The sequence below is a fragment of the Ferrovibrio sp. GW821-FHT12F09 genome (assembly GCF_058806775.1).
Window position 1 is genome coordinate 106,437 of sequence record NZ_JBXAPZ010000001.1, and the last position, 23,631, is coordinate 130,067.

Annotated in this window: 27 protein-coding genes; 18 read left to right on the plus strand and 9 right to left on the minus strand. The window is 64.5% G+C overall.

Features of this window, described 5'->3' with window-relative positions:
* Positions 1 to 123 precede the first annotated feature (123 nt).
* On the plus strand, positions 124 to 717 hold the full coding sequence (locus tag AC1ROB_RS00565) for a DUF4142 domain-containing protein (protein ID WP_492972716.1): 594 nt from the start codon (positions 124 to 126) through the stop codon (positions 715 to 717).
* 64 nt (positions 718 to 781) lie between these two features.
* Here AC1ROB_RS00565 and kdsA read toward each other — a convergent pair whose 3' ends face one another.
* A complete protein-coding gene (gene kdsA, locus AC1ROB_RS00570) occupies positions 782 to 1,633 on the minus strand; it encodes a 3-deoxy-8-phosphooctulonate synthase (RefSeq protein WP_492972715.1) in 852 nt (283 codons plus the stop codon).
* Between the two features lie 250 nt (positions 1,634 to 1,883).
* Between kdsA and AC1ROB_RS00575 the strand changes: the two genes are divergently transcribed.
* On the plus strand, positions 1,884 to 2,456 hold the full coding sequence (locus AC1ROB_RS00575) for a DUF4142 domain-containing protein (RefSeq protein ID WP_492972714.1): 573 nt from the start codon (positions 1,884 to 1,886) through the stop codon (positions 2,454 to 2,456).
* 66 nt (positions 2,457 to 2,522) lie between these two features.
* Here AC1ROB_RS00575 and AC1ROB_RS00580 read toward each other — a convergent pair whose 3' ends face one another.
* Entirely contained in the window at positions 2,523 to 3,362 is an 840-nt protein-coding gene (locus tag AC1ROB_RS00580) for a helix-turn-helix domain-containing protein (RefSeq protein ID WP_492972713.1), read from the minus strand.
* A gap of 77 nt (positions 3,363 to 3,439) precedes the next feature.
* Positions 3,440 to 3,862, minus strand: coding sequence for a hypothetical protein (locus tag AC1ROB_RS00585; protein WP_492972712.1), 423 nt, complete (start codon positions 3,860 to 3,862; stop codon positions 3,440 to 3,442).
* 223 nt (positions 3,863 to 4,085) lie between these two features.
* On the opposite strand from AC1ROB_RS00585, the gene cysG reads away from it, so the two are divergent.
* From cysG to AC1ROB_RS00640, 11 genes are read left to right on the plus strand one after another with little or no spacing between them, the layout of a single operon-like run.
* On the plus strand, positions 4,086 to 5,477 hold the full coding sequence (gene cysG / locus AC1ROB_RS00590; RefSeq protein WP_492972711.1) for a siroheme synthase CysG: 1,392 nt from the start codon (positions 4,086 to 4,088) through the stop codon (positions 5,475 to 5,477).
* Positions 5,478 to 5,488: 11 nt separating this feature from the next.
* Positions 5,489 to 5,797: a DUF2849 domain-containing protein gene (locus AC1ROB_RS00595; protein ID WP_492972710.1), complete on the plus strand. Its 309-nt coding sequence runs from the start codon at positions 5,489 to 5,491 to the stop codon at positions 5,795 to 5,797.
* Between the two features lie 17 nt (positions 5,798 to 5,814).
* Entirely contained in the window at positions 5,815 to 7,476 is a 1,662-nt protein-coding gene (locus tag AC1ROB_RS00600; RefSeq protein WP_492972709.1) for a nitrite/sulfite reductase, read from the plus strand.
* Entirely contained in the window at positions 7,463 to 7,981 is a 519-nt protein-coding gene (locus AC1ROB_RS00605; protein ID WP_492972708.1) for a DUF934 domain-containing protein, read from the plus strand. Before AC1ROB_RS00600 ends, AC1ROB_RS00605 begins: the two co-directional genes overlap by 14 nt.
* Positions 7,978 to 8,691: a phosphoadenylyl-sulfate reductase gene (locus tag AC1ROB_RS00610; RefSeq protein WP_492972707.1), complete on the plus strand. Its 714-nt coding sequence runs from the start codon at positions 7,978 to 7,980 to the stop codon at positions 8,689 to 8,691. The genes AC1ROB_RS00605 and AC1ROB_RS00610 overlap by 4 nt, the downstream gene beginning before the upstream one ends.
* A gap of 57 nt (positions 8,692 to 8,748) precedes the next feature.
* Positions 8,749 to 9,549 (plus strand): sulfate adenylyltransferase subunit CysD, encoded by an 801-nt coding sequence (gene cysD, locus AC1ROB_RS00615; protein ID WP_492972706.1) that lies wholly within the window; start codon positions 8,749 to 8,751, stop codon positions 9,547 to 9,549.
* A complete protein-coding gene (cysC, locus tag AC1ROB_RS00620) occupies positions 9,549 to 11,465 on the plus strand; it encodes an adenylyl-sulfate kinase (protein WP_492972705.1) in 1,917 nt (638 codons plus the stop codon). Before cysD ends, cysC begins: the two co-directional genes overlap by 1 nt.
* Before the next feature lie 38 nt (positions 11,466 to 11,503).
* Entirely contained in the window at positions 11,504 to 12,505 is a 1,002-nt protein-coding gene (locus tag AC1ROB_RS00625; RefSeq protein ID WP_492972704.1) for a sulfate ABC transporter substrate-binding protein, read from the plus strand.
* Between the two features lie 3 nt (positions 12,506 to 12,508).
* Positions 12,509 to 13,363 (plus strand): sulfate ABC transporter permease subunit CysT, encoded by an 855-nt coding sequence (gene cysT, locus AC1ROB_RS00630; protein ID WP_492972703.1) that lies wholly within the window; start codon positions 12,509 to 12,511, stop codon positions 13,361 to 13,363.
* A gap of 4 nt (positions 13,364 to 13,367) precedes the next feature.
* A complete protein-coding gene (gene cysW, locus AC1ROB_RS00635; protein WP_492972702.1) occupies positions 13,368 to 14,243 on the plus strand; it encodes a sulfate ABC transporter permease subunit CysW in 876 nt (291 codons plus the stop codon).
* A gap of 2 nt (positions 14,244 to 14,245) precedes the next feature.
* Entirely contained in the window at positions 14,246 to 15,292 is a 1,047-nt protein-coding gene (locus tag AC1ROB_RS00640; RefSeq protein ID WP_492972701.1) for a sulfate/molybdate ABC transporter ATP-binding protein, read from the plus strand.
* A gap of 3 nt (positions 15,293 to 15,295) precedes the next feature.
* Here AC1ROB_RS00640 and AC1ROB_RS00645 read toward each other — a convergent pair whose 3' ends face one another.
* The 3 genes from AC1ROB_RS00645 to AC1ROB_RS00655 are packed head-to-tail and all read right to left on the minus strand — an operon-like array spanning position 15,296 to position 17,031.
* On the minus strand, positions 15,296 to 15,898 hold the full coding sequence (locus tag AC1ROB_RS00645) for a BON domain-containing protein (protein WP_492972700.1): 603 nt from the start codon (positions 15,896 to 15,898) through the stop codon (positions 15,296 to 15,298).
* 25 nt (positions 15,899 to 15,923) lie between these two features.
* A complete protein-coding gene (gene hspQ / locus AC1ROB_RS00650; RefSeq protein ID WP_492972699.1) occupies positions 15,924 to 16,262 on the minus strand; it encodes a heat shock protein HspQ in 339 nt (112 codons plus the stop codon).
* Between the two features lie 16 nt (positions 16,263 to 16,278).
* Positions 16,279 to 17,031 carry an SDR family NAD(P)-dependent oxidoreductase gene (locus AC1ROB_RS00655; protein WP_492972698.1) on the minus strand — a complete coding sequence of 251 codons (753 nt, stop codon included), beginning with the start codon at positions 17,029 to 17,031 and terminating at the stop codon, positions 16,279 to 16,281.
* A 106-nt stretch (positions 17,032 to 17,137) separates the two neighbouring features.
* Between AC1ROB_RS00655 and AC1ROB_RS00660 the strand changes: the two genes are divergently transcribed.
* Positions 17,138 to 17,644 (plus strand): PAS domain-containing protein, encoded by a 507-nt coding sequence (locus AC1ROB_RS00660; protein ID WP_492972697.1) that lies wholly within the window; start codon positions 17,138 to 17,140, stop codon positions 17,642 to 17,644.
* Positions 17,641 to 18,240 carry a DUF924 family protein gene (locus AC1ROB_RS00665; protein WP_492972696.1) on the plus strand — a complete coding sequence of 200 codons (600 nt, stop codon included), beginning with the start codon at positions 17,641 to 17,643 and terminating at the stop codon, positions 18,238 to 18,240. The genes AC1ROB_RS00660 and AC1ROB_RS00665 overlap by 4 nt, the downstream gene beginning before the upstream one ends.
* Here the strand turns inward: AC1ROB_RS00665 and AC1ROB_RS00670 are convergent.
* Positions 18,215 to 18,952, minus strand: a complete 738-nt coding sequence (locus tag AC1ROB_RS00670) for a winged helix-turn-helix transcriptional regulator (protein WP_492972695.1) — start codon at positions 18,950 to 18,952, stop codon at positions 18,215 to 18,217. The two genes, AC1ROB_RS00665 and AC1ROB_RS00670, sit on opposite strands and share 26 nt — an antisense overlap.
* 166 nt (positions 18,953 to 19,118) lie before the next feature.
* Here AC1ROB_RS00670 and AC1ROB_RS00675 point away from each other — a divergent pair, with 166 nt between their 5' ends.
* Entirely contained in the window at positions 19,119 to 20,258 is a 1,140-nt protein-coding gene (locus AC1ROB_RS00675; protein ID WP_492972694.1) for an acyl-CoA dehydrogenase family protein, read from the plus strand.
* Positions 20,259 to 20,298: 40 nt separating this feature from the next.
* Here the strand turns inward: AC1ROB_RS00675 and AC1ROB_RS00680 are convergent, their stop codons facing one another.
* The gene (locus AC1ROB_RS00680; RefSeq protein WP_492972693.1) at positions 20,299 to 20,925 is read right to left on the minus strand and encodes a DNA-3-methyladenine glycosylase I; all 627 of its coding nucleotides are present in this window, start codon (positions 20,923 to 20,925) and stop codon (positions 20,299 to 20,301) included.
* Between the two features lie 8 nt (positions 20,926 to 20,933).
* Entirely contained in the window at positions 20,934 to 21,797 is an 864-nt protein-coding gene (gene ygfZ, locus AC1ROB_RS00685; RefSeq protein WP_492972692.1) for a CAF17-like 4Fe-4S cluster assembly/insertion protein YgfZ, read from the minus strand.
* A 100-nt stretch (positions 21,798 to 21,897) separates the two neighbouring features.
* Here ygfZ and AC1ROB_RS00690 point away from each other — a divergent pair, with 100 nt between their 5' ends.
* Together AC1ROB_RS00690 and AC1ROB_RS00695 are read left to right on the plus strand one after the other, a co-directional pair.
* Positions 21,898 to 22,857: a glycosyltransferase family 9 protein gene (locus AC1ROB_RS00690; protein ID WP_492972691.1), complete on the plus strand. Its 960-nt coding sequence runs from the start codon at positions 21,898 to 21,900 to the stop codon at positions 22,855 to 22,857.
* Positions 22,858 to 22,862: 5 nt separating this feature from the next.
* The gene (locus AC1ROB_RS00695; protein WP_492972690.1) at positions 22,863 to 23,630 is read left to right on the plus strand and encodes a glycosyltransferase family 2 protein; all 768 of its coding nucleotides are present in this window, start codon (positions 22,863 to 22,865) and stop codon (positions 23,628 to 23,630) included.
* The last annotated feature ends 1 nt before the right edge of the window (position 23,631 follow it).

Genomic DNA, 23,631 nt, shown 5'->3' on the forward strand with positions numbered 1-23,631 from the left:
CAGGCAGCATGGCCATAAAGACGTCACAAAATGGCCCCGACATCCCGTATGGAAATGCCGCAATCGACCGCCATATTCCGTGGCCCAGTCAGGCTATGCCTGTCGCTGCAACGGAGATTTTCGATGAGCAAGCACATATCGGCCAAATCGTTTTCCATGGCATTGCTCGGCGCAACCGCGCTGATGGCCGGCGCTGCCGCGGTTCTGCCCGCAGAGGCCCAGACGCAGACGACGCCGACCAGCAAGGCCACCCAGCATCAGAGCGCTGCCAAGCCGCTGCCGGCCAGCAGCTATGTGTCCTACGCCCAGTCGGTCGACCTGTTCGAGGCGGAGGCCGCGAAACTTGCCGTCCAGCGCGCCCAGAATGCGCAGGTGAAGGAGTTCGCCGCCCGGCAGGTCAGTGACCATGCCACCTGGTCGCCGCGCCTGAGCGCGGCTGCCCGCGAGGCCGGCGTTACGCCGACCACACCGGCGCTGACCGTGAAGCAGACCACCAAGCTCAACGAGCTGCGCGCCGCGTCCGACAGCGCGTTCGACCAGCTGTATATCGCGGCCGTGATCGAGGCGCAGGAACGCGAGTTGCGTCTGCATAACAGCTACGCCCGTACCGGCGAGCAGGCGCCCCTGCGCACCGCTTCGAACCAGTCCATCACCCTGGTGAAGAAGCATATCGCTGACGCCCGCAAGCTTTCGACGCAGATCGCCAGCGACAGCTGATCTGCAATACAGGACTCTGAGGGAGACGCCCCGCCGGAAACGGCGGGGCGTTTTATTGTGCGCTTTATTGTGCGGCGGCGTATAGCGCCTTGAGTTTCGTCAGCACCGCACGGGCGTTGCCAAGCGGCAGGCAGCTCGGCCCGTCGCATTTCGCCTTGTCGGGATCGGGATGGAATTCCAGGAACACGCCATCGGCGCCGGCGGCCACGGCAGCCGCGGCGATCACGGCAACACCCTCGCGCCGGCCGCCCGCGGCAACGCCGCCGCCTTCGACCGCACGCGCGCCGGGCAACTGCACGGCATGGGTGGCATCGATGGTGACCGGCACGCCCAGCTTTTTCATTTCCGGGATCGCCAGCATGTCGACGATCAGGTTGTTGTAGCCAAACGCGCTGCCGCGCTCGCACAGGATGGTCATGCCGGGCTGCGCCGCCTGCTCGATCTTGTGCAGGATGCTCTTGCAGTCGTTCGGTGCCAGGAACTGCGCCTTCTTGACATGGAGAAGCCCGCCGGCCTTTTGCGTGGCGCGCGCCGCCGCCACGATCAGATCGGTCTGCCGCACCAGAAAGGCCGGGATCTGCACCAAATCGGCGACCGCGGCGACCGGCTCGGCCTGACCGGGTTCATGCAGATCGGTGGCGATCGGCACGTTCAGCGTCTTCTTCACCTCGGCCAGGATTTTCAGGCCCTCGACCAGGCCGGGACCGCGGAAGCTGTTGATGGAGGAGCGATTGGCCTTGTCGAAACTCGCCTTGAAGACGAAGGGCAGCTGCAGGTCGGCGGCGATCTGCTTCAGCTCGGTGGCCGTCCGCAATGCCAGGTCCATATCCTCAATCACATTGAGGCCGAGGATGCAGAACAACCCCTTGCCGTCACCGATCGAGAGATTCCATTTCGGCAGGGTGAGTACAGCCATAGATGCAATCCTTCATGATGGTCGCTCTGCAGGGCCCGCCGGCTGCGCGGCAGGCCGCCGCATATCCCGGATTGTGTCGCAAATCAGCCGGCTTTGCGATATCCGGCAGGCCGATATGTTGCAGGAGTATCGTCGAGAAGTCACAGGATTGAACCGGTCCGCCCACTGGTAATGCGGCCGGTATATCCTCATCTCCTGGGCAGCAGGCCGGATGATCTTCGATCATCCCCTGTCTTCACGAGGTACCCCCATGAAACAGCTCCATTCCTTCGCCCTGCTCGGCGCCACCGCGCTGATGGCCGGCGTCTTCATCGCTACCCCCGTCCTGGCCCAGGACCCGCAGCGCAACGTCAAGACCGAACACGCGGTTACAGTCAAACCGATGACCACGACCGGGTATGTCCGCCGTGCGCAGACCGCCGACCTGTTCGAGCTGGAGGCCAGCAAGATCGGCGTGCAGCGCGCCCAGAACGAACAGGTGCGCCTGTTTGCCCAGCAGATGGTCAACGACAACACCGCCGTGGCGGCCAAATTGACCGCTGCCGCCCAGCAGGCCGGCGTAACCGCCACCACCCCCACCCTGACCGTTCGGCAGCACGCCAAGCTGGATGAACTGCGCAAGGCCTCGACCTCGGCCTTCGACAAGGCCTACATCACCGGCCAGCTCCAGATTCACAAGGATGCGGCCACCCTGCATCGCAACTATTCCCGTGACGGCATCCAGCCCGCTCTGAAGACACGCTCGAGCGATATGACGACGATGAGCGAGAAGCACCTGGCCGCAGCCAAGAAGCTCTCTTCCCTGCTGGCCAGCGTCGGTTAAGCCACGCCCTACGGCTGTAGCGATCCGCCGCCCTCACCGAACAATCGGTGGGGGCGGTTTTTATGGTCAATGCCGGGCCAGACTGCGCAGCAGCTGTTCGGTGGCGTCATCGGCCGGCAGGAAGCTTTCGATGCGCAGATCCTGCAGGGTCACATCCTGCGGCGTGCCGAAAGTGGCGATCATGGTGACGAGGTTGAGCGCCAGTCCACCTTTCTCGATGCGGAAGCTGAGCAGCGGCTCGGGCTCGCTGTCCCAGTCGACACCGCGCCACAGGGCATCGACATCGGGATAGCCGCGCACCTCGGCCAGCACAGAGGCGGCAGCCGGACTGTCCATCGCCTCGCGCTGCAAGCGATGCAGCAGTGCCGTGGCGATGTCGCGCCAGTTGGTGATGAATGGCCGCGCGCCCTGAGGATGCAGCGGCAGCTTCATGAAGTTGACGGGCTGCGCCGGATCGAACCGCTCGCCCAGCAGGAAACCCAGCATGCGCAGGGCGGCCTGGTTGGCCAGCTGTATGGTCCAGCCGGCATCGACCACCACGGTGGGAAAGGGTTCATTCTGCTTCAGCAGCAGATCGAGCGCACGCCGCGCCGCCTGCAGCTGCGGCTCATCCAACCGGCTTTCGCGATAGGCGGCGGCAAAGCCGGCGGCATGCAGCAGGCGATTCCGTTCGCGCAGCGGCAGGTCCATCATTTCGCTTAGATGAAGCACCATTTGCCGGCTGGGGCGGGCGCGGCCGGATTCCAGGAAGCTGACATGGCGCTGCGACACGCCGCCGGTTTCGGCCAGCTCCAGCTGGCTCAGACCGCGACGCCGGCGCCATTGCCGCATCAGGGTGCCGAAGCCGGCCGAGGACCGATCCTGGGCGGTGTTGCGGGGAATGGTCTGCAGCGCCGCTTCGCTCATGGCGTTTCTCCTGACCTGTTGACGATACTCTGGGTGAAGACGCCGGCGGGCGTCCAGCCTGACGCCCGCCGGATGATTCACGCGGCCAATGGCAGGCCGGGCCGGCGCAGGGCCTGCAGCTTCCAGATGCCAATCAGGCCGGTGTCGATGGCCACCACCAGCAGGGCGACCGCACCCCAGACGCTGAAGCTGCCGCTGAAACCCGCCAGGAGCGCCAGCGTGCCCAGCACCCAGGCGGCATCGGCGGCAGCCGTCACGGCGAGAACGGCACGCGGCACAGCCCGTCGGGTGGACGCGAAAAACAGCAGCCCGGCATAGACGGCCAGCAGGATGCCCAGCTCAAGCATGACGGTTGATATCGGGAAGCCGAGCAGAACCGGCTGCTGCGGCAAGAGGAAACCAGCCGTCCAGGCCGGGGCGATCAGACCGGGCAAACCGCAAGCAAGGCAGAGTGCCGCATCGACGCGGAGGATGGTGGAAAAGCGCGGGTCATGGGTCATATCAGACTCCTTTTCGACAGGGAAACTGGAGCGATATTTCATGTAGATCAGAGACTTAACAATTACCTGACAGGTAATAGCCCTACTTGGTGGGTATTGCCATAAATACTTATAAATATTGTTAAATATAAAATTCTATCGTATTTTTACGTGATAATAGATTGACTATGAAATCTCACTGTTAAATATAAGCGGCTACACAACGGGTGCGGAGTGGAACCTCGTGCAGACTTTTCCGGGATTTCTGATCCTGCAAGACCGGCCGGTCCTGGTGATCGGCGGTGGGGAGAATGCTGCCCGTAAAATCCGCCTTCTGCGCAAGGCCGGCGCGGCGATCACCGTGATCGCGCCCGAGCTCAATCCCGAACTGGCCGGCCTGGCCTCTGCCGGCGCGATCGCGCACCGCGCCGAGGCCTTCACGGCCGCCCATCTCGATGGCATGCGCCTGGTGATCAGCACCCTGGGCGATGCCGGCGACGATGCCGTGGTGGCCGCCGCCCATGCGCGCAACCTGATGGTCAATGTGGTCGACCGCCCGGAGCTGTCGGATTTCATCGTGCCCGCCATTGTCGAGCGCGGCGACATTACCATCGGCATTTCCTCCAACGGCACGGCGCCGCTGCTGCTCGGGCGCATCCGCGCGCAGATCGAGGCATTGCTGCCGGCGCGGCTGGGCGACCTGGCGACACTCGCCGGCGACTTCCGCAGCACAGTGGCACGCGTGATCCCCGATGCGGCGGCCCGCAAGCGCTTCTGGGAGCGTATCTTCGATGGTGTCGTGGCGGCGAAGCTGCTGGGCGGCGATGCCAGCGGCGCGCGCAGCGCCCTGATGACCGAGCTCAACAGCGCCCAGGATGCCATCGACGGCAGCGTACATCTGGTCGGTGCCGGTCCCGGCGATCCCGACCTGCTGACCCTGGCCGCACAGCGCGTGCTGATGAATGCCGATGTCGTGCTGTATGACGATCTGGTGGCGCCGGCGATCCTGGATCGCGTGCGCCGCGACGCCGAGCGCATTCCTGTCGGCAAGCGCAAGGGTCACCACCGCATCGGCCAGACCGAAATCAACGCGCTGCTCGCCGCTCATGCAGCCCTGGGCAAACGTGTGGTGCGCCTCAAGGCCGGCGACCCCTTCATCTTCGGTCGCGGCGGCGAAGAGATGGATTATCTCACAGCCCGCGGCATTGCGGTTTCCGTCATCCCGGGCATCACGGCCGCGCTGGGTTGCGCTGCCGTCGTCGGTATTCCGCTCACCCATCGCGATCTCAGCCATGGACTCACGCTGGTCAGCGGCCACCTGAAGGGCGAAGGCGACGATGCCATCGCCTGGGCTGAGCGGGCAAAGCGCGATGAAACCATCGTCGTCTATATGGGCGCCAGCCAGGCCGAGGCCATCCGCGACCGCCTGATCAAGGCCGGCGTTTCACCGGCGCTGCCCGTTGCCCTGATCGAGAATGGCACCCGTCCGGACCAGCAGGTCAGCGCCGGTGTGCTGAATACCCTGCCGGCCCTCGCCGCCCAGCATGGCAGGGGCCCGGTTCTGTTGATCATCGGCAAGGTCGCAGCCTATGCGCAGGCCACCGCCGATACCCGTCGCCAGCAGCGGCGGGCCTGAGGAGAGACGTCATGGCCAAAGCCCCCAAACTCGACAGCCAGCCGCAGGTGGTCACCGCCAACGACCTGAAAAGCGGCGATGTGGTCTACCTGACCAAGACGGCAAGCTGGAGCCGCAGGATTGCCGAGGCTTCGGTGGTGCCCAATGCCGAAGCCGGTTCGGTGCTGCTCGCCGTGGCCGAGGCACAGGCCAAGATGAACATCGTTGTCGCGCCGTATCTGATTCCGGTGGATGCCAGCAGCACGCCGCCGAAGCCGATCCAGTATCGCGAGGTCATCCGCGCGGATGGCCCGACTACCGAAGCAAGACCCGCTGCCTAAGCCCCTAAGGACGCGTTATGTACCAGTATGACACAATAGATCAGACCCTTGTGGACGAGCGCGTGGCGCAGTTCCGCGACCAGGTCGCCCGCCGCCTCAGCGGCGATATCAGTGAAGACGAATTCAAGCCGCTGCGCCTGCAGAACGGCCTGTATCTGCAGCTGCATGCCTACATGCTGCGCATCGCCATCCCCTATGGCACGCTGTCCTCGCGCCAGCTGCGCGGCCTGGCGCAGATCGGCTGCAAATACGATCGTGGGTGGGGCCATTTCACCACGCGGCAGAACCTGCAGTACAACTGGATCAAGCTGGAAGACACCGCCGATGCGCTGGCCGATCTGGCCAGGATCCAGATGCATGCCATCCAGACCAGCGGCAACTGCATCCGTAACACCACCACCGACCAGTTCGCCGGCGCCGCCCATGACGAGATCGAGGATCCGCGCGTCTGGTGCGAAATCATCCGCCAGTGGTCGACCTTCCATCCGGAATTCAGCTTCCTGCCGCGCAAGTTCAAGATCGCCGTCACCGGCTCGCCGAACGACCGCGCCGCCGTACGCGTGCACGATATCGGCCTGCGCATGCATAAGAATGCCGCCGGCGAAACCGGTTTCGAGGTGATGGTCGGCGGCGGCCTCGGTCGCACCCCCTTCATCGGCAAGACCGTGCGCGACTTCCTGCCCAAGCAGGATCTGCTGAGCTATCTGGAAGCCATTCTGCGCGTCTACAACCAGTTCGGCCGCCGCGACAACATCTATAAGGCCCGCATCAAGATCCTGGTGCATGAAGTCGGCATCGACACCATCCGCGAGAAGGTCGAAGCCGAATGGCAGGCCATCAAGGACGGCGCACTGAAGCTGCCGCAGGAGGCCATCGACCAGATCGCCGCGCAGTTCGCGCCGCCGGCTTTCGAGAAACTCTCCGCTGGCGTGCATGCCGATTACGCCAATGCCTTCCGCACCGATTTCGAGTTCGGCCTGTGGGCGCGCCGCAACACCTTCAAGCACAAGCAGCCGGGCTACAGCATCGTCACGGTGTCGCTCAAAAAGGAAGGCGAAGCGCCGGGCGATGCCAAGGCCGAGCAGATGAATGCCGTGGCCGATATCGCCGACCGCTATTCCTTCGGTGAAATCCGCGTGACGCATGAGCAGAATCTGGTGCTGCCGCATGTGAAGCAGTCCGACCTGCCGGCCGTGTTCAAGGCCCTGAAGGCTTATGACCTGGCCACGCCGAATGTCGGCCTGGCGTCGGACATCATCGCCTGCCCGGGCCTCGATTACTGCGCGCTGGCCAATGCCCGCTCGATCCCGATTGCGCAACAGATCGCGCTGCGCTTCAAGAACTGGGAACGCGCCCACGATATCGGCGAGCTGAAGATCAAGATTTCGGGCTGCATCAATGCCTGCGGCCACCATCATGTCGGCCACATCGGCATTCTCGGCGTCGACAAGGCCGGCGAAGAATTCTACCAGCTCACGCTGGGCGGCTCGGCCGACGATCAGGCCGCCATCGGCGACCTGATCGGCCCGTCGCTGAATACCAAGGACGCCGTGGACGCCATCGACACGCTGGTCGAAACCTATCTGCGCCTGCGCAGCTCCAGCGACGAACGCTTCCTCGACACCTATCGCCGCGTCGGCCTGGCGCCGTTCAAGGAGGCCGTCTATGCCGTTGCTTAAAAATGGCCAGGTGGTCGGCGAAGATGCCTTCGTGCCGGTGGCGGACGATGCCGCCCTGCCGGCCAGTGGCGCCGTGCTGGTGACCCATGCCCGCTGGCAGGCCGAGAAGGACCAGCTTTCGGGTCGCAACAGCCCGCTGGGCATCGCCCTGCCGAACACGCTCGATGTGCTCGACTTCGGACCGGAAGCCGAGCGTTTCGATCTGATCGTGCTCAGCTTCCCCAAATTCAGCGACGGCCGCGCCTACAGCCAGGCCCGTTTGCTGCGCGAGCGCTTCGGTTTCCGCGGCGAGCTGCGCGCCACCGGCAATGTTTTGCCCGACCAGCTCTGGCATATGCAGCGCAGCGGCTTCGATGCTTTCGAGATACCGCGCGACAACGCCGCTGAGATTTTCGCCAAGGCGATGCAGAGCTTCAGTGCCGTCTACCAGCCGACCGGCGACGGCCGCGTCAGTGCGCTCAAGCAGCGGCTGCTGGCCGCGCAGAAGAAGGAAGCCGCGGAATGAGTGCACTCGCCTTCGCCAGCCTCGACCTCGACGACTATGCCGCGTCGCTGAATGCCAGGCTGCAGGGCGCCAGTGCCGAAACGATTCTGCAGACCGCCATCACCGACATATTCCCCAGCCAGATCGCCCTGGTCTCGTCCTTCGGCGCCGAGGCCGCCGTGCTGCTGCATCTGGCATCGCAGATCGACAAGAATGTCCCAGTGCTGTTCCTGGAAACCGGCAAGCATTTCGAGCAGACGCTGCAGTATCGCAACACGCTGGTCGACCGGCTGGGACTGACTGATGTGCGCAACCTGACGCCGGACCCGAAGGCGCTGGCGGCGCAGGACAGCGCCGGCACCCTGTGGTTCAGGGATGCCGATGCCTGCTGCCGCATCCGCAAGGTCGAGTCGCTGGAGCGCGCCCTCAAGCCCTTCGCGGCCTCGATCAGCGGCCGCAAGCGGTTCCAGGCCAGCACCCGCAGCAAGCTGCAGATGGTGGAAGTCGATGGCGTCCGCCTGAAGTTCAATCCGCTGGCCGACTGGGATGCCACAGCGCTGGAGACCTATGCCCGGCTACACGATCTGCCGCGGCATCCGCTGGTGGCCGAGGGCTACCGCTCCATCGGTTGCGCGCCCTGCACCCAGCCGGTGGCCGAAGGCGAAGACGCCCGCGCGGGCCGATGGCGCGGCAGCGAAAAAACCGAATGCGGGATTCACAGCCGCATCTGACTCCTCCCTTTCCTTCCTGCCGCTACGACGGCGGCCAAGACCAGAAACAATCCCGTTATGACCGACGATCTCGACTCGCTCGAAGCCCAGAGCATCTACATCCTGCGCGAGGCCTACAGCCGCATCAAACCGCTGGCCATGCTGTGGTCCCTGGGCAAGGATTCCAACGTCATGATCTGGCTGGCCAAAAAGGCCTTCCTCGGTCGCGTGCCGTTTCCCGTCGCCCATCTGGATACCGGCCTGGAATTCCCCGAGACCTATGCCTTCCGCGACCGCTATGCCGCCGAATGGGGTCTCGACCTGATCAAGGATGCCTGCCCGCCGATCGAGGCCACCGATCCGACCCTGCCGCATAATTCGCGCATCGCTGCGCGTAAGACGCTTGGCCTGAAGGCGGCGATTGCCAAATACGACTGGAAGGGCGTGATCGCCGGCATCCGCCGCGACGAGCAGGCGACGCGCGCGAAAGAGCGCTATTTCAGCCCGCGCGGCGATGACGGCGCCTGGGATTTCCGCGACCAGCCGCCCGAGCTGTGGGACCATTTCGCCGCCGATCTGCCCGAGGGCGTGCATATGCGCGTCCATCCGCTGCTGCACTGGACCGAGATCGATATCTGGCGCTACATCCAGCGCGAACAGATTCCGGTCGTGCCACTGTATTTCGCTGACCAGAATGCCAAGCGTTTCCGCTCGCTGGGCGAGATCGGTATCACCTTCCCGATCGACAGCCCGGCCGCCACTATCGAACAGATCATCGCCGAGCTGGAAGTGACGCGCGAGCCCGAACGCGCCGGGCGCGCCATGGACCACGATTCCGAGGACGCCTTCGAACGCCTGCGCGTGGCGGGGTATATGTGATGAGCGCTGCCATGTCCGTGATCGATCTGGCCACCCACCCCAAACTCGCCAACCAGCCCGCCAACCTGTCCAGGGGCCGCGCCTTCCCGATCGTCATCGTCGGCCATGTCGACCATGGCAAGTCGACCCTGGTCGGCCGGCTGCTGCATGACACGGATTCGCTGCCCAAGGGCAAGCTGGAGCAGCTGCAGGCGGTCTCGGAAAAACGCGGCCTGGAATTCGAATGGTCGTTCCTGCTCGACGCCCTGCAGGTCGAACGCGACCAGGGCATCACGGTGGACACCACGCAGATCTGGTTCGCCACGCCGCAGCGGCGCTATGTCATCATTGATGCGCCGGGACATAAAGAGTTTCTGAAGAACATGGTGACCGGCGCGGCCCAGGCCGACGCCGCCATCCTGGTGGTGGATGCGGCCCAGGGTCTGGCCGAGCAGACCCGGCGCCATGCCTACCTGCTGCACCTGCTAGGGATCCGCCAGGTCGCCGTGGCCGTCAACAAGATCGACCTGATCGGCCATGACGAAGCCGCCTTCAATGCCGTCGCCGGCGCCGTGCGCGATTATCTGGCCGGCATCGGGATCACGGCGACGGCACTGGTGCCGGTTTCGGCCCGTCACGGCGGCAATGTCGCGAGCCGCGCCGTCCAGACGCCCTGGTATCAGGGGCCGACCCTGATCGAGGCCCTGGACAGTTTCACACCGCGCGCCCCGCTGGTCGACCAGCCGCTGCGGCTGGCCGTGCAGGACCTGTATCGCTTCGATGACAAGCGCGTCGTGGTCGGCCGCATCGAAAGCGGCCGCCTGACCGTGGGCGACCGCATCCGCTTCGCGCCGCTCGGCCGCGAAGCCACGGTCGCCAGCCTGGAAAGCTGGAACGCCGCCGCGCCACGCCGCGAGGCCCTGGCCGGCGAAAGCGTCGCCTTCACGCTGGATGAGGAAGTCTTCGTCGAACGCGGCGTGCTGGCCTCGGCGCCCGACCACCGCCCGCTGGATGCCAGCCGCATCACCGTGCGGCTGTTCTGGCTCGACAAGGTGCCGCTGCGTAAGGGCGACCGCCTGACGCTCAAGATCGGCACCGCCGAGCGCGATGTGGAAGTGGAAGCCATTCACGAATCGCTGGATGTCGAAACCCTGGGCAGCACGGCCGCCACCCAGATCGAACGCAACGGCGTCGCCCGCGTGCTGCTGCGCAGCCGGCGTCCGCTGGCGCTCGATCTCTACGATGCCTCGCCGCGGACCGGTCGCGGTGTACTGATCCGCGGGCCGCAGATCGCCGGCGGCCTGGTGGTCGAAAGCGTGGCGCCGCGCGCCGCCAACGACATTGTTGCGGTCGATTCCAGCGTCACGCTGCAGGAGCGGATCGACGCGAACGGCCATCGCGGCGGCGTACTGTGGATGACCGGCCTGTCCGGCGCTGGCAAATCGACCATCGCCATGGCGGTGCAGCGCCTGCTGTTTTCCCATGGCAGGCATGTTGCCGTTCTGGACGGCGACAATCTGCGCCACGGCCTGAACCGCGATCTCGGATTCAGCGACGAAGACCGCAACGAGAATCTTCGCCGCCTCGCGGAAGTGGCCAGGCTGATGGCCGAGAACGGGCTTCTGGTCCTGGTTTCCGCCATCTCGCCGCTGCAGCGTCAGCGCGACCAGGCGCGGGATATTATCGGCGCCAACTTCCGCGAGATTTATGTCAAAGCCGATCTAGCGACCTGCGAAGCCCGTGACCCCAAGGGCTTGTATAAACGGGCCCGCGCCGGAGAGATTGCCAATTTCACCGGTATTTCCGCACCCTATGAAATCCCGGCAAAAGCCGATCTGTCGCTGGACACCAGTCGCCCCTTGTCACGCGCCGCCGCCGATCTGGTAGACTATGTCGAAACCAGTTTTGGCACGGCGTCCTGGCACCCGGACATCTGATCGTTCGTTATTCCGATCCCAGATTGAGGAGAGACGACATGCGACGCGTCATCGGTCTTCTTGCGGCTGCCACCGTTCTGCTGGCCGCTTCCGCAGCGACAGCCCAAAGCATCACCCTGCTCAACGTGTCCTACGATCCGACGCGCGAGTTGTACCAGGAGGTCAATGCCGCCTTCGCCAAGAAATGGGAAGCCGAGGCCAAGCAGAAGCTAACCATCCGTGTCAGCCATGGCGGCTCGGGCAAGCAGGCGCGCTCGGTGATCGACGGCCTGGAATCCGATGTGGTGACCCTGGCACTGGCCTCCGATATCGACGAGATCGCCGAATTCGGTCTGCTGGCCAAGGACTGGCAGAAGAAGCTGCCCGATAACGCGTCGCCCTACACCTCCACCATCGTCTTCCTGGTGCGCAAGGGCAACCCGAAGGGTATCAAGGACTGGAACGACCTGATCAAGCCGGATGTGAAAGTGATCACGCCGAACCCAAAGACCTCGGGCGGCGCACGCTGGAACTATCTCGCCGCCTGGGGCTACGAAGCGCGCCGGACCGGCAGCGAGGATGCGGCGAAGACATTCGTCCAGGCACTGTTCAAGAACGTGCCGGTTCTGGATACCGGCGCCCGCGGCAGCACCATCACCTTTGTCCAGCGCAATCTGGGCGACGTGCTGCTGGCCTGGGAGAACGAAGCCTTCCTCGCCATCAATGAACTGGGCAAGGACAAGTTCGACATCGTGGTGCCGAGCATTTCCATCCTGGCCGAGCCGCCGGTGGCGGTGGTCGACAAGGTGGTGGACAAGCGCGGCACCCGCAAGGTGGCCGAAGCCTATCTGAACTTCCTCTATACCAGGGAAGGCCAGGAGATTTCGGCCAAGCACTACTACCGGCCGCGCAATGCCGAGGTGACGGCGAAACACGCCAACACCTTCCCGCAGCTCAAACTATTCACTATCGACGAGCAGTTCGGCGGCTGGACCAAGACCCAGAAGGCGCATTTCGGCGACGGCGGCGTCTTCGACCAGATCTACACACCCGGAAAATAATCTGTGTCGCAAGCCCTCTCCCGCATTCCCTTCAAGCCGCAGCCCAGCGTCATCCCCGGCTTCGGGATCACGCTGGGCCTGAGCCTGTTCTGGCTCTGCCTGATCGTCCTGGTGCCGCTGGCTGGCCTGTTCCTGAAATCCGCCACGCTGGGCTGGGATGGCTTCTGGACAACCGTCAGCACGCCACGGGTGCTGGCGGCGCTGCGCCTGAGTTTCGGCGCCGCGCTGATCGCCGCCGCCATCAATGCCGTCTTCGGCCTGCTGGTGGCCTGGGTGCTGGTGCGCTACGACTTTTTCGGCAAGCGCGCCATCGATGCGCTGATCGACATTCCGTTCGCATTGCCCACCGCGATTGCCGGCATCGCGCTGACCACGCTCTGGGCCGAGAATGGCTGGCTTGGCAGCATCGTGGCGGATTACGGCATCAAGGTATCCTTCACGCCGCTGGGCGTGGTCTTCGCCCTGGTTTTCATCGGCCTGCCCTTTGTGGTGCGCACGGTGCAGCCGGTGCTGCAGGATTTCGACCGCGAGGTGGAAGAAGCCGCCGAAAGCCTGGGCGCCACGCCCTGGCAGGTGTTTTCCCGCGTGATCTGGCCCAGCATCCTGCCGGCCACGCTGACCGGCTTCGCGCTCGCCTTCGCCCGGGCCCTGGGCGAGTATGGCTCGGTGATCTTCATCGCCGGCAACCTGCCGATGATTTCCGAGATCGCGCCACTGCTGATCGTCATCAAGCTGGAGGAATTCTCTTATGGCGGTGCTGCGGCCATTGCCGCCGTCATGCTGATGGCCTCGTTTGTACTGCTGCTGGCGATCAATGGCCTGCAGCGCTGGGCCGAACGACGCGAAAAGCGGAGATAGGCCGATGGCGGGGGCAGCAATTGCAGGCACGCGCAACCAGGCGCGGCGCATCGAACGGGCCGGCGCCCTGCCGCTGCGCTGGGCGCTGATAACCATCGCGCTGGCTTTCATCGGACTCTTCATCTTTGTCCCGCTGATCATGGTCTTCGTCGAGGCCTTCCGGCAGGGCTGGCAGGTCTATATCAAAGCCCTGACCGATCCCGATGCGCTGTCGGCGATCTGGCTGACTCTGGGCACGGCCATCATTGTCGTGCCACTCAATGTCGTCTTCGGCCTGGTGGCCTCCTGGGCGATCGCCAAGTTCGAATTCCGCGGCAAGAGCGTCCTGATCACCCTGATCGACCTGCCCTTCTCGGTCTCGCCGGTGATCTCCGGCCTGGTCTTTGTTCTGATGTTCGGCCTCCAGGGCTGGTTCGGGCCCTGGCTGCGCGAGCACGACCTGAAGATCATCTTCGCCATCCCCGGCATCGTGCTGGCCACCACCTTCGTCACCTTCCCCTTCGTGGCGCGCGAACTGATCCCGATCATGCAGGAGCAGGGCACGACGGAAGAGGAAGCCGCGATCTCGCTGGGCGCCAGCGGCTGGCAGACCTTCTGGCGCGTGACCCTGCCCAATGTGAAATGGGCTTTGCTCTATGGCGTTCTGCTGTGCAACGCCCGCGCCATGGGTGAGTTCGGCGCCGTCTCGGTGGTGTCGGGCCATGTGCGCGGCCTGACCAACACCATGCCGTTGCATGTAGAGATTCTCTACAACGAATACAACTTCGTCGCCGCCTTTGCCGTCTCTTCGCTGCTGGCCCTGCTCGCTATCGTGACGCTGGCCGCCAAGACTGCACTGGAATGGAAACTGGCGCACGCCAGACCGGATAAGGACAGTTAAGCATGCGCATCGAGATCGCCGGCGTCAGCCGCCAGTTCGGCAGCTTCCAGGCCCTGCGCAGCGTCGACCTAGACATCAAGAGCGGCGAACTGATGGCGCTGCTTGGTCCTTCGGGTTCAGGAAAGACCACCTTGCTGCGCCTGATCGCCGGCCTGGATCGCCCCGATACGGGCGATATCCGCTTCGATGGCAAGAGCACGGCCCGGCGTCCGGTGGGCGAGCGCCATGTCGGCTTCGTGTTCCAGCATTATGCGCTGTTCCGGCATATGACGGTGTTCGAGAATGTCGCCTTCGGCCTGCGCGTGCGGCCGAAGCAGGAGCGGCCGAGCGACGATGAAATCCGTCGCCGCGTGACCGAGCTGCTGCAGCTGGTGCAGCTCGACTGGCTGGCCGAACGCATGCCCTCGCAGCTCTCGGGCGGTCAGCGCCAGCGTATCGCTCTCGCGAGGGCGCTGGCCATCGAGCCGCAGGTGCTGCTGCTGGACGAACCCTTCGGCGCCCTGGATGCCAAGGTGCGCAAGGAGCTGCGCCGCTGGCTGCGCCGCCTGCATGAGCAGCTCGGCATGACCTCGGTTTTCGTCACTCATGACCAGGAAGAGGCCCTGGAACTGGCCGATCGCGTGGTGGTGATGGACAAGGGGCGCATCGAGCAGGTCGATACGCCGGTCACGCTCTACAGCAATCCGAAGACACCCTTCGTCAGCCATTTCCTCGGCGATGTGAACGAGATCGACTGCAACATCGTGGCCGGCCGGCCGCATGTGGCGGGGCTGGATACCTCCGTGCTGCCGACCGTGCATCTGCCCAACGGTCCGGCGCGGCTCTACGTGCGGCCACATGACATCAATGCCGAGCCGACGACTGACGGCAAGGCAGTGATCCGCTTCGTGTCGCCGGTTGGCGCTCTGGTGCGCAGCGAGGCAGAACTCCCCGACGGCCGCGTCATCGAGATCATGCAGCTGCATGACCGTTTCGCCCTGCGCCCGCTGCAGCCCGGCGACCGCGTCAGCCTCACCGCCAAACGCGGCCAGGTCTACGCAGCCGAATAACCCTCAGGCGCGCACTTCGACGTAATTCACCAGCTTGCGCACACCTTCACCGTCTTTGGCGCGCGCCAGGGCCTTGTCCATCTCGTCCTTGCTGCGGGCACGACCGAGCAGATAGATCGTGCCAAAAGCATCGGAGCAGAGACGGAAATTCACATCGGCAACGCCGCGCGTGCCGATCAGACGTCCCTTGCCCTTGCTTTCCAGCACGGTGACATCGGTCCACTTGATCAGCTCGGTCTTGCGCTTTTCCTGCTCGGCCGGCGAGAGATGGACCGCATGCCAGTAGAGCTTTTTCACATCGGGGATGGCACGCACGCCTTTTTCGAACTTGTCGTAATCGGCCTTGTCATCGAACAGGCCGGTGATGAGCAGGCGCTGCTCGTAGATCTCGGTTGAGGCTTTGACCGACTTCACCTCGGCCATCACCTTGTTGACCTTGAGGACGATCTCGTTGTCCTTGGCGATATCGGCGGCCTTGCGCGCCTCGATGGCGCGATCCACCAGGGTCTTGGGCGCGGTCAGGATATCGAACTGGGCCAGGGCAGATGCCGCCGGCAACAGCACCGCACCGCCGCCGATCATCTGCAAGAGCTGTCGTCGTTGCATGAGCCCCTCCCCCGTTGCGCAGGATTTACATGCGCGTGACAGCGCTGGTCCGCCACTGGTAACGCCCGGCGCGGAAGGCGCCGAAATGCTTGCCGATATCGGGATGGTTCACCGGGCCCGCATCGGAATCCGGCAACAGGTTCTGCTCCGACACATAGGCCACATAAGGCCCCTGCGCATTCTCGGCCAGCAGATGATAAAACGGCTGGTCCTTGCGCGGACGCAGGTCGGGCGGAATCGCCTGCCACCATTCCTCGGTGTTGTTGAACACCGGATCGACGTCGTAAATCACGCCGCGGAACGGGAACAGGCGGTGCTTGACCACATCGCCGATCGCAAATTTGGCCTCACGGCTTTCGAGCATCGTTACTCCAGAATACTCAGTACGTGGCGCGCCCGCCGCTGACGTCGAAAACGGCGCCGGTGGTGAACGAATTCTCCGCCGACAGCAGCCAGGCCACCATGGCGGCGATCTCGTCTACCGCGACAAAGCGGCCACGCGGGATCTTGGACAGCATATAGTCGATATGGGTCTGCGTCATCTGGTCGAAGATCGCGGTTTTTGCCGCGGCCGGGGTGATGCAATTGACGGCAATATCCAGTCCGGCCAGTTCCTTACCCAGCGATTTGGTCAGCGCGATCACGCCCGCCTTGGCGGCGCTGTAGGCGCTGGCATTGGGGTTGCCTTCCTTGCCGGCAATCGAGGCCACATTCACGATGCGGCCGTATTTCTGGGCCTTCATATGCGGCACCACAGCGCGGCAGCAGTGGAACACCCCGGTCAGGTCGATATCGATCACCTGCTGCCAGGCCTCCAGCGGATAGGCGTCGACAGGGGCATTGGGTCCGGCGATGCCGGCATTGTTGACCAGCAGGTCGATGCCACCGAGCGTTTTGGCCGTCTCGGCGGCCACCGCCTCGATACTGGTCCATTGGGTCACATCGGCCTGCAGGGCAACCGCGCGACCCAGAGCCCCCATCTCCTGCGCCGCCTTTTGCGCCAGGGCCAGGTCGACATCCCAGATCGCCACACTGGCGCCTGAGCGCAGCAGCCGTTCGGCGACGGCGCGTCCGATACCCTGCGCACCGCCGGTCACAACGCCGCGCTTACCCTTCAATTCGATCTGGTTCATCTGTTTCTCTCCCGTTTGACGGGCAGGCTAGCAGACCCGTCTGGGCATTTCACGGGTCTGGGCAGCGGGACCGAACCTGCCTAGTCTGGGGGGACAGGGAGGGGCGATGACCACAGCGCCCGAAACACAGAATCAGGCCGACTGGCCGGCGGCGCTGCCGCCGCCACTGGAGGCATTCCTTGCCTACTGGCGCGCACTGGAAACCGCGGCCGGCGGCATACCGTCACGGCGCAGCGTCGATCCGCTGCTGATCCCGCGCGGGTTGCTCCCCAATATCGGCCTCGTTGAGGCGCAGCCCCAGAGCGACATACAGGGGGGCGGCCGCCTGCATCTGCGCTTCCGCCTGCTCGGCACCGGGCATCGCCGCGCCACCGGCCGCGACTACAGCGGGCGCAGCTTCGATGAACTTTATACGCCTTCGCAGGTTCTGGACTTCGAGCAGGAATACCGTCGCGTTCTGGATGGCGGCCAGCCCTGCTTCGCCCGGCGCACCTCGCTGAAGCAGAACCGGGAGTTCATTGTCTTTCAGCGTATCCTGGCGCCGCTGCTTGATGAGACCGGCCTGGCGCGCCATGTCATCGGCTACTGGCATTGGGAGAGTATCGAATCGTGACTGCCGCCACCGCCTCCGACAAACCGCTGACCTCTGACGACGTACTGGATTTCTGGTTCGAGCGCGGCAACGGCAAAGCCCTGGCCTTCCGCCAGGCCTGGTATGAAAAGAATGCCGCGTTCGATGCGCTGATTGCCGAACGCTTTGGCGCGGCCGTGGAATCGGCCTTGGCAGAAGGCCATTCCGACTGGGCCGAGACGCCGGACGGCGCGCTCGCACTGGTGCTCCTGCTCGACCAGTTCACCCGCAATATCTTCCGCGGCCAGGCCAAGGCCTTTGCCGGCGATGCCCGCGCCCGGACCGTGGCGCGCCAGGCCGTGGATCGCGGTTTCGATATCGCATTGCCGCCCGTGATGCGGCTGTTCTTCTACATGCCGTTCGAGCATAGCGAACAGATCGCCGACCAGGAGCTGGCGCATCTGCTGTTCTCGGCGCTGGACAAGGACATGCCCGGCCATGACCTGGCGCTATGGGCGGACAAGCATCGCGCGATCGTTGCCCGCTTCGGTCGCTTCCCCCATCGCAACGCCGCGCTGGGACGCGAGAGTTCGCCGGAAGAAATCGAATTCCTTAAGCAGCCCGGCTCTTCGTTCTAGGCTCGCCTGCCGATCCGGCCTCGGACCGGCCCGGTGTCAGCGCCGCCAGCTCGGCACCGCTCGGCACCCGCATCAGCCGCATCTGCGGCGGCTCTTTCAGTTCCAGCGCCGCCACCAGCCGTGCCGCCAGATCCGTATTGGTCGAGAAGACGATATCGCCGGCGATGCGCGCCTGACGCAGGCTGGCGACGCCCACCACTACGCGGGTGATCACGTCAAGATCGGCATCGATCACCAGGTCCGGCTCGAACCCCATATCAGTGTAGCAGAGCTCGATCTCGTCATCGCGCCGGATCAGCCACCATTGCCGCAGCTTGTGGTCGCGCTTGGGCACGTTGCGGAAATCGAACTGCAGCACATAGCGCGCCGGCAGCTCTGTTCGCGGCAGCAGCACCTGGCGCAGGAACCACATCAGGAAGCTGACATTGCGGTCCTTGGCGTCGAGATAGGGGAGACGCCAGACACTGCCCCAGGCGGCGAGCTGGTTGACCACCATGCGCAGGTCGTTGCCGGCCTCGGTCAGGCGATAGAGATGGCCACGGCCGTTCTCGAAGGGGATACGCAGGATCAGCCCGCTCTGCTCCATCTCCTTCAGTCGGCGCGCCAGCAGGCTGCGCGGCATCATCGGGACGCCGTTCTGGATATCGCTGAAGCGGTCGCTACCCTTCATCATCTCGGTGAGAATCAGGGGCGTCCACCGATTGGCAAACACTTCGGCAGCCTTAGCCACCGGACAAAACGTTCCGTAGCCTGTCGTCATGTGCATAGACCAACTTGGAGTGGCAGCGGCGATCCGGGTTCACTTTTCGAACTATCGCCGCCCGGTATCTAACAGGCATGGTCTGCGCCCGACAATGACTCAACAGGGTGATTCCGCCATGTCTCTCCATACTGTTATTTCCCAGAAATCCGCCAATTCAGACCTGGCAGAACGTATCCAGGTGCTGGCGAAATCCTTCGCCGCCGAGGCCGCTACGCACGACGCGGCCGACCGTTTTCCGGTCGACAATTTCGCGCAGCTGAAGGCGAGCAAGCTTCTCTCCGTCGGCATTCCGGCCGAGCTGGGTGGTGGTGGCGCCAGCTATCGCGAGCTGGCCGAGATGCTGGGCGTCTTTGGCCGCCATTGCAGCGGCACGGCGCTGGCCTTTGCCATGCACACCCATCCGGTCGCCATGCTGGTGCGGCGCTGGCGCAACGATCCGGCCGCCGTCGAGACGCCGCTGCGCAAGATCGCGGCCGAAGAGCTGATGCTGCTCTCCACCGGCGGTAACGACTGGCTGGAAGGCTCGGGTACCGCCAAGCAGGTCGAGGGCGGCTATCACTTCTCGGCGCGCAAGCGTTTTGTCAGCGGCTGCGAGGCTGGAAACCTGATGATGACCATGGCGATCTGCGGCAACGAAGTGCTGCATGCCGCCATCCCGATGAGCAGCAAGGGCATCGCCATCGAGAAGACCTGGAAGACGCTGGGCATGCGCGCCAGTGGCTCGCATGACGTGGTGCTGGATAACGTCTTCGTGCCGGATGGCGCGATCTCGGCCCGTCGCCCCGCCGGCGTCTGGCACCCCTTCTTCCATCTGGTGTCGCTGGTCGCCTTCCCGCTGGTATACAGCGTTTATCGCGGCGTAGCCGAACGCTTGCGTGATGAAGTGGTGAAGGCGGCCCATCGCCGTCGCAACGACGGCGACGTCCAGCTGCAGATCGGCGCGATGCAGGCCGCACTCACGGCCGCGACAGCGGCGCATGAGCAGATGCTGGCGCTCGGTGCTTCGGCTGCGCCGGGCCCGGATGTCACGTCGCAGATCATGACCCTGAAGGGCATCGTCTCCGACAGGCTGATCGAGATGTCGAACCTGGCGATGGAGGCGGCCGGCGGCGCCGCCTTCTATCGCGACAACGGCATCGAACGATTGTTCCGCGACCTGCAGGCTGCGCGCTACCACCCGCTGACTACCCTGCCGCAGCAGCGTCTGTCGGGCCGGCTGGCGCTGGGTCTGACGGTGGACGGTCAGGCGGCGTAATTCCCGCCAGAGACTGACGAATGGAAAAGCCGCGCAGCCTTCAGCCGCGCGGCTTTTTCAGTTTCTGCACCTGCTTGTAACGGAAACAGTCGGTGGTGTGATCGTTGATCATGCCCACCGCCTGCATGAAGGCATAGACGATGGTGGGGCCGACGAAGGTGAAGCCGCGCTTGCGCAGATCCTTCGAGATCGTCTGGCTGAGCGGTGTTTCCGCCGGCACATGTTTCTTGTGCGCCCAGTCGTTCTGCAGCGGCTTGCCATCCAGGTAATTCCACAGATAGCCGGAGAAGCCGCCCTTCTCATGCTCCATGATCTCCAGCCAGCCGCGCGCATTGGCCACCGTGCCGTGAATCTTGGCCTTGTTGCGGATGATCCCTTCATCCTGCATCAGGGCATCCAGCTTCTTCGGCGTATAGCGCACGATCTTCTCCGGCGCGAAGCCGTCGAAGGCTTTGCGGAAGTTGTCGCGCTTGCGCAGGATGGTGATCCACGACAGCCCCGCCTGGAAACCGTCGAGGATCAGCTTCTCGAACAGCGCCCGGCTGTCCCATTCAGGCACGCCCCATTCGGTGTCGTGGTAGTTCACATAGAGCGGATCGGTGCCGCACCAGGTGCAGCGGCAGCGGCCATCATCGGTGGCGACGGCAGTGATCGGTTTTTTGGCCATGGAACGGTCTATGTCTTCGCCTCGGGAATCGGTCCCGCATAGTCGGGCCGTTGCGCGGTGAGCGCAATCCCCGCCGCATCCAGCGCCACACCCTGCTGCGCCGTATCCAGCCGCAGCAGCGCCAGGCCGGTATGGCCCATACTGGAGCGGAGCTGGCCCACCTCCTGGCCATTCGCAGTGATCGGCGTGCCGATGGCCGGCAGCGCAACGGCCTTATCCGGATCTTGCGCTGTCACGCGATAGAGCTGCTTTTTCACCAGGCCGCGATACTTGGTGCGCGCCGTCAGCTCCTGGCCGATATAGCAGCCCTTGCGGAAGTCGACACCGTGCAGCGCCTCGAAATGGTTTTCCAGCAGCAGGCCCTTGTCCACCTCGATATCGCGGACGCCATCGGGCACGCCAAGCACGAGACGATGCGCCTCGTAGATGGCAGGATCGGCTGGCGTGAACGGCGGTTCCGTGCCGGCCGGCAGCCATAGCCGCCAGCCCAGGGCGGGCAGGCGCGGATCGGCGAACAGCAGGCCGGCGCCCGATGCAGGCGGTTCGGCGCCAAAGACCGCATAACCGCGCCAGCCGTCCAGCACCGCGATCTCCACCTTGGCCCGCAGGCGATACAGCATCAGCCGGCGCTGCAGATCGGGCAGGCGCTCGGCCGCCACATCGATCAGCAGATCGCCGTTGCCATCGGCGGTGACCAGGAAGTCGTGCAGGAATTTGCCCTGCGGCGACAGCAGGGCAGCATAAACGGCGGTGCCCGGAACGACCGCGCTGACCTCGTTGGAAACCACGGCATTGAGAAAGCCGGGCGCCTCGGCGCCGGCCAGGCGCAGCAGCGCCCGGTTAGGCAGGGCGGCACAGATCAGATCGGCCATAAAACCTCCGGATTCAGCCCTTCTCAGGTATGGGAGTGGCAGCGACTTGGCAAGGCTGGATACCCCCCCTATAACCGGCCAGTCTTTATAGAAACCGGCCATGCGCATCCTGTTCATCACCGCCAACCGCCTGGGCGACGCCGTTTTGTCGACCGGCATCCTCGACCAGCTGCACGCGCAGTTCCCCAAGGCCCGCTTCACCGTGGTCGCCGGTCCGGCTGCCGCCGGCGTGTTCGAAGCCCTGCCGAATCTCGACCGCCTGATTGTGATGCACAAGCAGCCCTGGGGCCGGCACTGGTGGGAGCTGTGGAAGCAGCTGGCCTTCACCCGCTTCTGGCTGATCCTCGATTTGCGCGGCTCGGCCATCGGCCAGTTCCTGCTGGCGCGCCGCCGCCGCACCTTCACCGGGTCGGGGTCGAAGCTGCACAAGATCATCGTGCTCAGCAATTTCATGAAATTCAAACTGCCGGCGGCGCCCCATGTCTGGGTCGGCGACAGCCACAGCAAGGCGGCAGCGGCGCTCTGGCCCGAAGATGGCCACCCGGTGCTGGCGCTGGGCCCCACCGCCAACTGGGGCGGCAAGACCTGGCCGGCGGACCGCTTCGCCGAGCTGGCGCTGCGTCTCACCGACGAGAAGACCGGCATCCTGCCGAAGGCCCGCATCGCCATCTTCGGCGGCCCGGGCGAAGAGGCGCTGGCGCAGCCGCTGCTCGCCGCGCTGCCCGCCGACCGCACCATAGACCTGGTCGGCCGGCTCGACCTGGTCACCATTTCGGCCGCGCTGCGCCGCTGCGCACTCTACATCGGCAACGACAGCGGCCTGATGCATCTGGCGGCCGCCAGCGGCACGCTGACGCTCGGCCTGTTCGGCCCCAGCCGCGAAACCGTCTATGGGCCCTGGGGCGAAAAGAACAATGCGGTCCGCACCGACCTGAGCTACGAAGAGATTCTGGCCCAGCCCGGCTACGATTACACCAGCCAGCAGAGCCATATGCTGAGCCTGAGTGTCGACAAGGCCCAGAAGGCGGCCGAGGATATGTGGCGCCTGGCCCAGGACTGATCGCGATGACGCCGCCCAAACTCTCCGCACTGGTTGTTGCCCATAACGAGGAAGCCCAGCTCGCCGACTGCCTGGAGCGGCTGCGCTTCGCCGACGAGATCGTCGTCGTGCTCGACCGCTGCACGGATCGCTCGAAAGAGATCGCGCAGGGTTTCAATGCCGTGATCGTCGAGGGCGGCTGGCCGCTGGAAGGCCCGCGCCGCAACACCGGCATTGCCACCTGCAGCGGCGACTGGATTCTGGAAGTCGACAGCGACGAACGCGTGCCGGCCGAGATGGCACGCGAAATCCGCGACCTGATCGGCCATGCGAAATTCGGCCATGTGCTGATCCCCTTCGACAACTACGTCGGCCAGCGCCTGGTGCGCTATGGCTGGGGTGGCGCGTTTGGCGTGATGATGGCGCCGCGTCTGTTCATGAAGGGCGCCAAAAGCTGGGGCGAGCAGCGCGTGCATCCGGCACTGGAACTGAAGGGCGAGCGGCGTTTCCTGAAAGCCCGCATGATCCATTATGTCGACCGCGACATCACCGACATGATCGCCCGGCTCAACCGCTATACCAGCGCGAAAGCCGCCGACCTGCGGGCCCAGCACGCCGAGGGCAAGGATATCGGCAGCTTTGGCCATAACGTGCGCCGCATCTTCAGCCGCTTCTACAAATGCTATATCGGCCGCAAGGGCTATCGCGAAGGCCGCTACGGCTTTCTCATCGCCCTGATGGCCGGCCTCTATCCGATCCTGAGCTATCTGAAGGCCGATCTCGAACAGGAGTAAC

Coding starts and splice junctions, on each gene's coding strand:
- AC1ROB_RS00565 (WP_492972716.1), top strand. CDS start 124: ATGAGCAAGCACATATCGGCCAAATCGTTTTCCATGGCATTGCTCGGC.
- kdsA (WP_492972715.1), bottom strand. CDS start 1,633: ATGGCTGTACTCACCCTGCCGAAATGGAATCTCTCGATCGGTGACGGC.
- AC1ROB_RS00575 (WP_492972714.1), top strand. CDS start 1,884: ATGAAACAGCTCCATTCCTTCGCCCTGCTCGGCGCCACCGCGCTGATG.
- AC1ROB_RS00580 (WP_492972713.1), bottom strand. CDS start 3,362: ATGAGCGAAGCGGCGCTGCAGACCATTCCCCGCAACACCGCCCAGGAT.
- AC1ROB_RS00585 (WP_492972712.1), bottom strand. CDS start 3,862: ATGACCCATGACCCGCGCTTTTCCACCATCCTCCGCGTCGATGCGGCA.
- AC1ROB_RS00595 (WP_492972710.1), top strand. CDS start 5,489: ATGGCCAAAGCCCCCAAACTCGACAGCCAGCCGCAGGTGGTCACCGCC.
- AC1ROB_RS00600 (WP_492972709.1), top strand. CDS start 5,815: ATGTACCAGTATGACACAATAGATCAGACCCTTGTGGACGAGCGCGTG.
- AC1ROB_RS00605 (WP_492972708.1), top strand. CDS start 7,463: ATGCCGTTGCTTAAAAATGGCCAGGTGGTCGGCGAAGATGCCTTCGTG.
- AC1ROB_RS00610 (WP_492972707.1), top strand. CDS start 7,978: ATGAGTGCACTCGCCTTCGCCAGCCTCGACCTCGACGACTATGCCGCG.
- cysD (WP_492972706.1), top strand. CDS start 8,749: ATGACCGACGATCTCGACTCGCTCGAAGCCCAGAGCATCTACATCCTG.
- cysC (WP_492972705.1), top strand. CDS start 9,549: ATGAGCGCTGCCATGTCCGTGATCGATCTGGCCACCCACCCCAAACTC.
- AC1ROB_RS00625 (WP_492972704.1), top strand. CDS start 11,504: ATGCGACGCGTCATCGGTCTTCTTGCGGCTGCCACCGTTCTGCTGGCC.
- cysW (WP_492972702.1), top strand. CDS start 13,368: ATGGCGGGGGCAGCAATTGCAGGCACGCGCAACCAGGCGCGGCGCATC.
- AC1ROB_RS00640 (WP_492972701.1), top strand. CDS start 14,246: ATGCGCATCGAGATCGCCGGCGTCAGCCGCCAGTTCGGCAGCTTCCAG.
- AC1ROB_RS00645 (WP_492972700.1), bottom strand. CDS start 15,898: ATGCAACGACGACAGCTCTTGCAGATGATCGGCGGCGGTGCGGTGCTG.
- hspQ (WP_492972699.1), bottom strand. CDS start 16,262: ATGCTCGAAAGCCGTGAGGCCAAATTTGCGATCGGCGATGTGGTCAAG.
- AC1ROB_RS00655 (WP_492972698.1), bottom strand. CDS start 17,031: ATGAACCAGATCGAATTGAAGGGTAAGCGCGGCGTTGTGACCGGCGGT.
- AC1ROB_RS00660 (WP_492972697.1), top strand. CDS start 17,138: ATGACCACAGCGCCCGAAACACAGAATCAGGCCGACTGGCCGGCGGCG.
- AC1ROB_RS00675 (WP_492972694.1), top strand. CDS start 19,119: ATGTCTCTCCATACTGTTATTTCCCAGAAATCCGCCAATTCAGACCTG.
- AC1ROB_RS00680 (WP_492972693.1), bottom strand. CDS start 20,925: ATGGCCAAAAAACCGATCACTGCCGTCGCCACCGATGATGGCCGCTGC.
- ygfZ (WP_492972692.1), bottom strand. CDS start 21,797: ATGGCCGATCTGATCTGTGCCGCCCTGCCTAACCGGGCGCTGCTGCGC.
- AC1ROB_RS00690 (WP_492972691.1), top strand. CDS start 21,898: ATGCGCATCCTGTTCATCACCGCCAACCGCCTGGGCGACGCCGTTTTG.
- AC1ROB_RS00695 (WP_492972690.1), top strand. CDS start 22,863: ATGACGCCGCCCAAACTCTCCGCACTGGTTGTTGCCCATAACGAGGAA.